This is a genomic window from Edaphovirga cremea (assembly GCF_003332275.1).
Taxonomy (GTDB): Bacteria; Pseudomonadota; Gammaproteobacteria; order Enterobacterales; family Enterobacteriaceae; genus Edaphovirga; species Edaphovirga cremea.
On sequence record NZ_QOVA01000043.1, the window covers coordinates 1 to 11,214 of the forward strand.

Sequence of the window (11,214 nt, forward strand, 5' to 3'; positions counted from 1 at the left end):
ACATTGAAATACAAGATTCAAGTAGAAAACAAAACTCACCTCAACCGAAACCTGCTCCGAGCCCGTTTTTAAAGAACAACAACATAGCTTCGGCGTTCAACCAACAAAGCTATCTTTTAACCAACAAATGCAATTAAAAAATCCTACCTAATCTCAACCACATCTAATCGCCCGGATGTGCCAACATCCTCGTTTTCTTCCGGCTGCCACCCCACCGGCTGCACCGGCAACTCCTCACGATCAAACGCCAAATCCCCACCGTCAACAACATCACTGCCGTGGTGAATACCCTTGAAATCAAAAAGATTATGATCATTAAGATGTGATGGCACCACATTCTGCATCGCACTGAACATGGTTTCGCTACGCCCTGGATAACGTTTATCCCAGTCACGCAACATATCCTTGATCACCTGACGTTGCAGATTAGGCTGTGACCCGCATAAATTACACGGAATGATCGGGTACTCACGCGCTTCGGCAAATTTTTCGATATCTTTCTCGCGACAGTAGGCCAATGGGCGAATCACAATATGCTTGCCGTCGTCACTCATCAGCTTTGGCGGCATGCCTTTCAATTTTCCACCGTAAAACATATTCAGAAACAGCGTTTGCAGCATATCGTCGCGGTGGTGGCCTAGGGCGATCTTGGTTGCCCCCAGTTCAGATGCGGTGCGGTAGAGAATGCCTCGACGCAAACGGGAGCAAAGTGAACAGGTGGTTTTCCCTTCCGGGATCTTCTCTTTGACAATACCGTAGGTATTTTCTTCAACAATAAGATATTCAACGCCCTGTGCATCCAGATACTCCGGCAAAATGTGCCCCGGAAATCCTGGCTGCTTTTGATCGAGGTTAACCGCGATCAGCGAGAAATTGATCGGCGCACTCTGTTGCAGATTGCGCAAAATATCCAGCATAGTGAAGCTGTCTTTCCCGCCCGACAGGCAAACCATGACGCGATCGCCTTCCTCAATCATATTGAAATCGGCGATGGCCTGACCGACATTTCGGCGTAGGCGTTTCTGCAATTTGTTGAAATTGTACTGATCTTTCTTTGATATTGACTGAATGTCTGTCATTTAACCATTACTCAAATTCATCGGGGAGCACGACGAGGATTGGTGAATCTCTCATGCGGGTTTATGGTCTGTATGGTACGGATTGCAGCGGCGAATACCAGAAAGTTTTATGAGAAATTTCTTCGCCAGCGGGCTTTCCAAAAGCAATCAACAAAGAAGCCAGCCCTTTTACGGACTGGCTTCCAATTTACTCAAGCCAGAGGCTATTCGGCGCTGCTTTTCTCGCTTTTACCCGCCAACAGACTCAAGAAATCATAACGCTGCTTGAGATCTTTTTCTGCCAACTGGTAGAGTTGTTCAGCAACGTCTGGCATTTGCTCGTTCAGTCGACGGAAGCGCTGCTCTTTAAGCAACGTGGCTGACAGTTCGCTGTTTGGCGGGCGGGAATCCAACGCCAGCGCAGGTTTACCCTCATCAGTACGACGCGGATCGAAGCGGTACAGAGGCCAGAATCCGGTCGCCGTCAGTTGCTTCATTTGATCATGGCTGAGTGCCAGATCGTAGCCGTGCTCTTCGCATGGGCTGTACGCAATAATCAGCGACGGCCCCGGATAGGCTTCCGCTTCCTGAATCGCTTTCACCGTCTGGTTCAACTGCGCACCGAGAGAAATCTGCGCGACGTAGACATGGCCGTACATCATCATACTGACGCCCAAATCTTTACGCGCTTTGCGTTTGCCTTGTTCACCGAATTTGGTCACGGCACCCAGCGGCGTGGCTTTTGACTGCTGTCCACCGGTGTTGGAATAACATTGGGTATCCAGAACCAGTACGTTGACGTTCTCGGTCAGGCTAAGTACGTGGTCGAGCCCACCAAAACCGATGTCATACGCCCAACCGTCGCCGCCAATCAACCAGATCGACTTATCAACCAGATAATCTGCATCCGTCAATAACTGACGGGCATCGGCATCGGTGCTGCTGGCCAGTAATCTGCGCAATTGGGCGACTTGCTCGCGGCGGACTTCCGGCGTGGTGCCTTCGACCCGCAACTGATCAACCAACTCGGCAGGCAAATGGTCGGTCTGGCTATCCAGTAAACGCAGGACCCGCTGGCGATGCTGATTGACCGTTAAACGGAATCCCAAACCAAACTCGGCGTTGTCTTCAAACAGCGAGTTAGCCCAGGCCGGTCCGCGACCTTCCGCATTGGTGGTATAAGGCGTTGACGGCAGGTTTCCGCCATAAATTGACGAACAGCCCGTGGCGTTGGCAATCAACAAGCGATCGCCATAAAGCTGGGTCAGTAATTTGATATACGGTGTTTCACCACAGCCGGAACAGGCACCGGAATATTCAAACAGCGGTGTAATTAACTGTGAAGTACGAATATCAATGCGCTCGATGGTCGATTTGTCGATCTCGGGCAGATCGAGGAAGAAATCGTAGTTGGCTTTTTCCACGGCCAGATGATCGATGCGCGAGGCCATATTGATCGCTTTGATTTCGGGGTTCTGGCGGTCTTTCGCCGGACACACCTCAACGCACAAATTACAACCGGTACAGTCTTCGGGTGCAACTTGCAGCACGTATTTCTGACCGCGCATATCACGGGCTTTGACATCCAATGACTGCAGCTCTGCCGGTGCATTCGCCATCGCCTCTGGGGGGACGACTTTGGCGCGGATCGCAGAATGCGGGCACGCTGCCACGCAATGGTTACACTGTGTGCACAGATCCGGTTTCCAGATTGGAACGTTCTCCGCAATATTACGTTTTTCCCACTGTGTCGTGCCGGTCGGCCATGTGCCATCCGGGGGGAATGCGGACACCGGCAAGGCATCACCCAGCCCGGCAAGCATGGTGGCGGTGACGGTTTTCACAAAATCTGGGGCGTCATCAGAGACGATCGGCGGTCTTTTCGGGCTGTCGGCATTGACTGGCTGCAAAGGAATTTCGATCAGTTCGGTCAGCGTCGCACCGAGCGCTTCCCAGTTTCGCACAACAACGTCCTGACCCTTGCTGCTGTAGCTGCGGGCAATCGCGTCCTGCAATTGCTGCAACGCGACGTCCGAAGAGAGGATCTTGCTCAAATGGAAGAAGGCCATCTGCATCACGGTATTGATACGTGCGCCGAGTTTGCATTCACGGGCGATTTTCGCCGCATTGATGATGAAAAATTTGGCTTCGCGCTGATGCAGCATCGCCTGAACTTCCTGCGGCAGGCGCTGCCAGACTTCTTCCGCGCTGAACGGCGTATTGAGCAGGAAGATCCCACCCGTGCGCAGTTTTTCAACCATCTGATAAGTATTAACAAATTGCCACTGATGGCAGGCTACAAAGTGGGCGCGGTTCACCAGATAGGCCGAATTGATGGGATGCTGACTGACGCGCAAATGCGAAACCGTCAGGCCACCTGCCTTTTTGGAGTCATAGACAAAATAGCCCTGGGCGAACATCGGCGTACTGTTACCGATGATCTTGATATTGTTCTTGGTTGCCGAGACGGTACCGTCGCTACCGAGCCCGTAGAACAGGGCCTCCAGCGATGCTCGCTGCGGCAACTCTTCATCGTTTAGGGGCAGTGACAGACCGGTCACATCATCAAAGATGCCGACGGTAAAACGTGGTCGTGGGTTGTCGAGCGCCAGTTCATTGAATATGGCCATCACGCAATCTGGACCAAACTCTTTTGACGATAAGCCATAGCGCCCGCCAATCACTTTTGGCATCACATCTCGATGGCCGCGGCTAAAGGCTTCCGCCAGTGCGGTCATGACGTCGAGATAGAGCGGTTCGGCCAGCGCGCCCGGTTCCTTGGTTCTATCAAGAACGGCAATATGGCGCGCGGTCTGCGGCAACACGCTGAGCAGGTGTTCGGCTGAGAACGGACGATAGAGCCGAACCTTGAGCACGCCCACTTTGGCACCGCGGCTTAGCAGGGTGTCGATGACTTCTTCACAGGTACCGACTGCGGAACCCATCACCACAATAACCCGTTCCGCCTGCGGATGGCCGTAGTATTCGAAAGGTTTGTATTCACGCCCCGTCAGGTCAGAAAACTTCTGCATTGCGTCGGTGACGTGTTGGAATGTCTGGTTGTACCAGGGATTGGTTGCTTCGCGGGACTGGAAATAGGTATCTGGATTGGCGGAGGTTCCGCGAATCACCGGATGATCGGGAGATAATGCGCGGCTGCGGTGGGCGTCGATCGCCTCCTGCGGCAGCATCTGGCGTAAGGTCTCGTCACTCAGCGGCGCAATCTTGTTAATTTCATGCGAAGTGCGAAATCCATCAAAAAAATGGATAAAAGGTACGCGGCTATTGAGCGTTGCCGTTTGCGAAATCAGCGCAAAGTCTTGTGCTTCCTGCACATTGCTGGCGCACAGCATGGCACAACCGGTCTGGCGAATCGCCATCACATCAGAGTGGTCGCCAAAAATCGACAGTGCGTGTGTCGCAACGGTGCGGGCGGCGACGTGCAGAACAAAGGGCGTTAATTGACCCGCCAACTTGTACAACGACGGGATCATCAGTAACAGACCCTGCGACGAGGTAAATGAGGTGGCGAGGGCACCGGTTTGCAGGGCACCGTGCACGGTAGAAATTGCACCGGCTTCGGATTGCATTTCAACAACGTTAGGTACGTCGCCCCATATATTCTTACGTCCTTCACCGGTCCAGGCACCGGCCAATTCGGCCATGGTGGAACTTGGGGTGATGGGATAAATGGCAATAACTTCACTGGCACGGTAAGCCACAGAGGCTACTGCGCTGTTTCCATCAGTGGTGATCATGGGGTCTACCTTTTCATTTTGCTCATAACGAATCAATGCTCACAACGATTCTTCGCGTACAACGATCTTGCGTACATTGATCCATTGTTTACCACGACTGTGGCGGCATCATGCAGATCCAATCCCGCCTGTAATGGCAAAATTTTAGCAGAGGGTGATTAATAGACTTATCGACATTGTGGGAAGTGAATGACAGATTAATATTCTGCTTAATGAGGGGGGATGCAGCGTTACAAAATTTTGTTGCAGGTTAAAAATGCAACAATATATGTCCGAAATGATGTTGTTAGAAATCAGGGCGAAAAAAAACCAGCGCTACAATTATATAACGCTGGTTGAAAATAGTTCAGTCATATTAACTGAAAAACAGTGGATTGCTAATTACTTAGCATCACAATGATAACCCTTGCCACTGGTGTGAACGTAGCAAAAAATGCCTTTTATTACATTTTGTGACACTTTTTTACCAGGGATATAGGTAGGAAAAATTGCCGCCAACGCGCGTCAGCACTCGACGTCAGCAGAAAATGTCGGCTATGATGCCAAACACTCGTTATATCCGCATTCCTATTGATCCAGGAGCCAGTTGCATGATAACCCCGCCCCGTTTGTTGCTCGCTGCTACGGTATTTTTATTGGCCGCATGCAGTAGCTCTGAAAATACTGAAAATCAGGAACCCGTACAGCAGGCTCAGGCTACCAGCGCCCACGTTGCACAACCGGTTATTGGTATGGCAAATCCGGCGTCGGTCAACTGTACCCGTGCAGGCGGTCGTTTGACGCTGGCGTCACAGTTGGATGGCAGTACGCTGGGAATGTGTCAATTGCCAAACGGCAAGCAGTGCGAGGAATGGGCATTAATGCGCGGCGCCTGTCCGACGAGATAATATAATCAGTCGTTGTCACTGCCTGTTCTTCGGTTTCAGAAAAAAGTCCCTTCACATTGGGAAATGGGTTCTGCGCTCCCGATTGTCAGGGTGCGCAGAATGTCAGGAAGAACAATGGGTAGCCGCCGCGGCGGGAACTATTTCACCCAATCTTTCTGAGTGTAAACAAGCTGGTGTTGCCCGTTGCTGAGCGTCAACTGACCTTGATTCAGCGTGATTTTTGCGCCTTCTTTCAGCACTTGACCGATCAAGAAATCCCATTTATTCAAATTATCATCAGCGCACATCATTTGGGTTGATGCCAGGTGTTCTACCGTCAACGTACTCGCTTTCAACTCGCCCTGACCAAAAAACCCATTGCACATAGAGCCGGAAATACGCATCTTCTCGCCAAATTCGATACCTGGGATACGTCCCTGGCGCTGATCTTTTGTTACTTGTACGCCATCAACGCTCACCAATTCAAAATGGTGGTGCAACAGATCGGTTTCAGTGACTTTGCTGTCGCTCGCGTTGGAAGTACAGGCCGCCAACATCACAGTGGCAAAAGCCAGGGGGATCATTTTTTTCATATTATCTCCTGATAGGCACGGCAGAGGGCGCACATGCCCAATAATTATGGATATATTATATCAAAAAGAAGGGTATCATAATGAAGGATTGGTGGTAAATCATGTACTAAGTGGAAGTCTCTGGGTGAAGATGCCGAATTGCACTAAAAATACAGGGATAAATCTGGTCAGCCAGGTCGAGAACGACGCAGTCTGACCAGAACATCAATCAGGCCGTTACCAGATTTGGGCAGGGCTGATCCGTATCCAGCAGATGGATATTTTGCAGTGTTGTTTCCGAAATGGCGATCAGTGCTTCTTCCGTCAGGAAAGCCTGGTGGCCGGTAAACAATACGTTATGACAGGCAGAGAGACGGCGGAATACGTCGTCCTGAATGACGTCATTGGATTTATCTTCGAAGAAGAGATCGCGCTCATTTTCGTAGACATCCATACCCAGCGCCCCAATTTTTTGCTGTTTCAACGCATCAATCGCCGCCGTGGAGTCGATCAAACCACCCCGGCTGGTATTGATGATCATCACGCCATCTTTCATCCGACCGAAGGATTGCTGATTCAGCAGATGATGATTTTCCGGCGTCAATGGGCAGTGCAGCGAAATAACGTCTGCCTGGGCGTAGAGCGTATCAAGATCGACATATTCAGCACCCAGTTCGAGCGCTTGTGGATTAGGATAGGGATCAAAGGCCAGCAGACGCATGCCGAAACCTTTCAGGATACGCAGCGTCGCGATACCAATTTTACCGGTGCCGATAATGCCCGCTGTGCGGTTATGCATATTGAAACCGGTCAAACCATCCAGTGAGAAGTTGGCATCACGGGTACGTTGATAAGCACGATGAATGCGACGGTTAAGGCACATCATCAACCCTACGGCGTGTTCAGCCACGGCTTCTGGTGAATAGGCGGGAACGCGGACTACCGAGATGCCCAACTCTTTGGCTGCATCGAGGTCGACATTATTGAAACCGGCGCAACGCAATGCGAGGATTTTTACACCCAGGTCTGCGAATTCCTGCAACACTTCACGGCAGGCATCGTCATTGACAAAAATGCAGACTGCTTTGCAACCGATGGCATTCTTGGCGGTTATCGGCGTCAGCAGAAAATCAAAAAATTCGAACTCGTAACCAAACTGTTGGTTCACATGCTCAAGATACTTTCGGTCGTAATGTTTAGTGCTGTAAATCGCCATTTTCATAGTGGTTTCTCCGCATAATGACTGCTATCAAATTAACAGAAGCGAGAAAATCATACAAATGGTTACCGGGCGCGGACTTTCCTCGCCAGAAGAAAAGTTCATCAGACGCATTTTGGTTGAAATTTAGTTTAATTTCATCAGCTCAGCGAGAAAAAGCCCATACAGGTGAGCAGTAACTGCTAGTCTGGTTAGGGTATCTTGTAGCGGTGTCGGGGAATAAAAGGTCGGTAATGAGAAAAGGATTGGGGATTGTCGCTGCCATTTTGCTGACAGCGACTGTGCTGCTGGTTGCGCTGTGGCAGACCGTACCGAAATGGCTACCCTGGATGGCCGGACACTGGTTGCCTGCAGGCAGCCAGTTGGTGCTTTCCGGTTCTCCGCGCTGGTCGCAGGGCACGCTATGGCTGCCCTCCACCACGCTGAAGGTGCAGGGTTGTACATTGCTTGACGTCACGGGTGCCGCGTTCTCCCGGTTTGGCAAGGAGTGGAAGGGCGTGGCGGATGCCCTAACCGTCGATACACGCTGCCTGAGCCTTTTGCCTGCAAGCGAGAGCAGCACACCGCTTTCCCTTGCCGAGTGGCAACAGAAACTTCCACTGCTGTCCATTGACATTAAACGACTGACGATCACCCCCTGGCAGTCCTATGCCGGACACCTGAGTCTGACCAGTCATTCAACGGGACAGCACATCAATTATCAAGGGAGTGTGCTCTCTCTCGATGCACAACTGGATAGCCATCAGCAACTCAGCCTGAACGCCTTCTCCATACAACTTCCAGGATTACCGAGTCCCTTGACCCTCGCCGGAAAAATCACCCTGCCTGCTACGCTGGACGAATTGCCGCGACAGGGTGAGGTGCAGGGACGGCTGGAGAATAATTGGCTCGATCACGCATTGTTGCTTGGGTTTGAATGGCAACAGCAGAGTGGTGTTTTGACCTTGCGTGAAGAGGGTGACGACGAGCCACTGGCCGCGCTGCCCTGGGAAGTTGCGGGGCGTGAAGTCAGGATTATTGCGGGTCAATGGCGCTGGCCCTATGCCGCACAACCGCTGAAAGGCGGGATATCGTTAACGCTGAATGATTGGAGCGATAATTATGACGCCAGCGGCATCACCGCGCGCCTGAATGTCGTTACCCAAGGCCACAATGGTAAAGGCAATGCGGTTCTGACGATGGGACCTGGCCGCATCGGTTTGCTCGACAGCGATCTGAATGTCCAGTTGACCGGACAAACCAATCTGCAACAGCTTTCCATGACCGCGTCCCTGCCGGGCACAATCAAAGGATCGATTCTGAACCCGACGCTGTCACTGCGTAGCGGTGCATTGCTGCGCGCCTGGGGCAATCTCTCTTCGCGTCTCACACTGCAAGAGGCGCGTTTACCGTTGGCGGGCGTTAGCGTGCGTGCCGCCGGTGTCAGTGGACCGCTGCAAGCGATAGTGCGCGCCAGCGATCAGTATTGGGGCGCTTATGCGTTGCATCTCGATGGCAAAGCGCAGGATTTCAAACCCGACAGTGGAACATGGAACTATAAGTTCTGGGGCAATGGGCAATTGTCGCCCCTACAGGCGCGCTGGGATATGGGGGGCCGCGGCAGTTGGGTTGATTCGCTACTCGTCATTGATAGCCTTTCAACCGGCTTCGATCACCTGCGCTACGGACTGATGAGGGTCAATGCGCCTCGCCTGACCTTGGAAAAACCCTTGCGGTGGCAGCGTCATACCACCCCTCGCCGCGGCGGCAAACCTCCGGCAAGCGATATTCCCTCGCTGACGGCAGATTTTAAATTGGTTGCCCAGCGTATTGGATTGGAGAACGGCGGTTACCTGCCTCCTGCCGAACTCTCACTGCAATTACGCGGTAGCCGCCCGGATGATTTTCAACTGGCAGGTGCGCTCAAGGCGGCACCTATCGGACCGATCACCTTACGCGGACGCTGGGACGGTGAGCGCTTGCGCGGCGAAGGGTGGTGGCCGAAACAGTCACTGACAGCATTCCAGTCGCTGCTTTCTCCCGAATTGGGGATCACATTGCGGCAGGGTGATTTCTACGCGCAGGCAGCATTTTCCGCCGCAAGGGAACAGGGATTTGTCGCGGGTGGGCAGTGGGTGGTGAAAGACGGTGGACTGTGGCTGAAAGATGGGGAAGCGCAGGGCGTTGATTTTGCGATGTCATATCGGCTTGAGAATCATCAGTGGCAGTTGGGTGTAAAACAGCCCGTGATGTTGCGCATCCAGTCGTTGAGCAACTTGTTTGAGATGCAGAATATCACCGCGAATCTGCAAGGCAGTTATCCCTACACTGAAGATTCACCGCTGACGCTGGATAATGTGGGTGTCGATATGCTCGGCGGTCACGTGAGTCTCTCCTCTTTGCGCTTGCCGCAGCACGATGCGGCGGTGTTACGCCTTAATCGGATCGAGCTCAGTGAGTTGTTCACTGTACTGAAACCAAAGCAATTCGCGATGTCTGGCCGCGTCAGTGGTGAGTTGCCGCTATTCCTTAACGATCCTCAATGGCTGGTAAAAGAGGGCTGGGTAGAAAATGAAGGATCGTTGACGCTGCGTTTGGATCAGGACATGGCAAATGCGTTGGCCAGTGGCAATGTGTCTAACCGGCTGGTGGTCAATTTACTCCGCTATATGGAAATTACCCGCAGCTACGCACGCATAAACCTCGACAATCTGGGGGTATTGACGATGGTGACTGAGATTCAGGGCGTAAGTTCGCAGGAAAATCAGCGCCGCGCGATAGTCCTCAATTACCGTCATGAGGAGAATATTTTCCACCTTTGGCAGAGTCTGCGTTTTGGCGATAATTTACAAGAGTGGCTGGAGAAAGCCCTCTCTCAACCCGCGAGGAAGGAACAATGAGAACGCTGATTTTTGGCTGTCTATACATACCGCTGGCTGCACTGTTGCTGAGCGGCTGCGTGCCGCGGATTGAACTGGCTGCGCCGAAAGAGCCGATAACGATCAATATGAACGTCAAAATCGAGCATGAGATCCATATCAAAGTCGATAAAGACGTTGAAAATTTACTTAAAAACCAGAGTGATCTGTTCTAGGAGGCGTCATGAAGCGCATTGCAATTCTGAGTCTTGGCGCATTGTGGTTGTTCAGCAGTATGGTACAGGCATTAACTCTGGATGAAGCCAAATCTCAGGGGCGGGTGGGTGAAACGCTCGGGGGATATATTGCTGCGGTGAAGAATGACGTAGAGACGCAGGCTTTGGTGGAACGGATTAATCAGGGACGCGCCGAGAAATATCAGCAGGTTGCTGATGATAATCACGTTTCCTCGGATAATGTTGCCCGGCTGGCTGGGCAGAAGTTGGTTGATCGTGCCCCTGCGGGGCAATATGTACGGGGGATCAATGGTCAGTGGATCAGGAAGGGGTGAGATCGGGTGTTTGCGCGCACCCGGTAACGCGCTTTATATGGTGTTTATTGCTCACTGCGTGAGTGCTTTCGGTTGAGATGAGTTTGATATTTCTAACTTTTAAAAAATGGCTTTGTTGGTTGAACGCTCTGGCTATGTTGTTGTTCTTTAAGTATTATGTTTGGCGTTCAAGCAGGAGGACAAAAGCGTGTCCCCTGCACCCATTTCAAAAACAGGCTCGGAGCAGGTTTCGGTTGAGGTGAGTTTTGTTTTCTACTTGAATCTTGTATTTCAATGTACGTGAAGGTCACAAGATAGCTTTGTTAGTTGAATGCTTTGGCTTGGTTTTCATTC

At 51.7% G+C, this 11,214-nt stretch carries 8 protein-coding genes; 4 read left to right on the forward strand and 4 right to left on the reverse strand.

The features are described from left to right. Positions 1–143: 143 nt before the first annotated feature. Entirely contained in the window at positions 144–1,079 is a 936-nt protein-coding gene (gene ttcA / locus DRI82_RS23065; RefSeq protein WP_114196233.1) for a tRNA 2-thiocytidine(32) synthetase TtcA, read from the reverse strand. Between the two features lie 203 nt (positions 1,080–1,282). After that, entirely contained in the window at positions 1,283–4,816 is a 3,534-nt protein-coding gene (gene nifJ / locus DRI82_RS23070; protein ID WP_114196234.1) for a pyruvate:ferredoxin (flavodoxin) oxidoreductase, read from the reverse strand. 590 nt (positions 4,817–5,406) lie between these two features. Here nifJ and DRI82_RS23075 point away from each other — a divergent pair. Beyond that, on the forward strand, positions 5,407–5,703 hold the full coding sequence (locus DRI82_RS23075; RefSeq protein WP_114196235.1) for a putative hemolysin: 297 nt from the start codon (positions 5,407–5,409) through the stop codon (positions 5,701–5,703). A 137-nt stretch (positions 5,704–5,840) separates the two neighbouring features. Here the strand turns inward: DRI82_RS23075 and hslJ are convergent, their stop codons facing one another. Continuing rightward, positions 5,841–6,275 carry a heat shock protein HslJ gene (gene hslJ, locus DRI82_RS23080; RefSeq protein ID WP_114196236.1) on the reverse strand — a complete coding sequence of 145 codons (435 nt, stop codon included), beginning with the start codon at positions 6,273–6,275 and terminating at the stop codon, positions 5,841–5,843. A gap of 208 nt (positions 6,276–6,483) precedes the next feature. Continuing rightward, positions 6,484–7,476, reverse strand: a complete 993-nt coding sequence (locus tag DRI82_RS23085) for a 2-hydroxyacid dehydrogenase (RefSeq protein WP_114196237.1) — start codon at positions 7,474–7,476, stop codon at positions 6,484–6,486. Positions 7,477–7,706: 230 nt separating this feature from the next. Between DRI82_RS23085 and DRI82_RS23090 the strand changes: the two genes are divergently transcribed. Genes DRI82_RS23090 through DRI82_RS23100 form a run of 3 tightly spaced genes read left to right on the forward strand, consistent with a single transcriptional unit; the run spans position 7,707 to position 10,881 of the window. Further along, the gene (locus DRI82_RS23090) at positions 7,707–10,352 is read left to right on the forward strand and encodes a YdbH family protein (protein WP_114196238.1); all 2,646 of its coding nucleotides are present in this window, start codon (positions 7,707–7,709) and stop codon (positions 10,350–10,352) included. After that, entirely contained in the window at positions 10,349–10,546 is a 198-nt protein-coding gene (locus DRI82_RS23095) for a YnbE family lipoprotein (protein ID WP_114196239.1), read from the forward strand. The genes DRI82_RS23090 and DRI82_RS23095 overlap by 4 nt, the downstream gene beginning before the upstream one ends. 8 nt (positions 10,547–10,554) lie before the next feature. Beyond that, the gene (locus DRI82_RS23100) at positions 10,555–10,881 is read left to right on the forward strand and encodes a YdbL family probable chaperone protein (RefSeq protein ID WP_114196240.1); all 327 of its coding nucleotides are present in this window, start codon (positions 10,555–10,557) and stop codon (positions 10,879–10,881) included. The last annotated feature ends 333 nt before the right edge of the window (positions 10,882–11,214 follow it).

Bases quoted from the DNA above. Each gene is read 5' to 3' on its own strand.
- hslJ (WP_114196236.1), bottom strand. From the start codon at position 6,275: ATGAAAAAAATGATCCCCCTGGCTTTTGCCACTGTGATGTTGGCGGCC.
- ttcA (WP_114196233.1), bottom strand. From the start codon at position 1,079: ATGACAGACATTCAGTCAATATCAAAGAAAGATCAGTACAATTTCAAC.
- DRI82_RS23085 (WP_114196237.1), bottom strand. From the start codon at position 7,476: ATGAAAATGGCGATTTACAGCACTAAACATTACGACCGAAAGTATCTT.
- nifJ (WP_114196234.1), bottom strand. From the start codon at position 4,816: ATGATCACCACTGATGGAAACAGCGCAGTAGCCTCTGTGGCTTACCGT.
- DRI82_RS23100 (WP_114196240.1), top strand. From the start codon at position 10,555: ATGAAGCGCATTGCAATTCTGAGTCTTGGCGCATTGTGGTTGTTCAGC.
- DRI82_RS23095 (WP_114196239.1), top strand. From the start codon at position 10,349: ATGAGAACGCTGATTTTTGGCTGTCTATACATACCGCTGGCTGCACTG.
- DRI82_RS23090 (WP_114196238.1), top strand. From the start codon at position 7,707: ATGAGAAAAGGATTGGGGATTGTCGCTGCCATTTTGCTGACAGCGACT.
- DRI82_RS23075 (WP_114196235.1), top strand. From the start codon at position 5,407: ATGATAACCCCGCCCCGTTTGTTGCTCGCTGCTACGGTATTTTTATTG.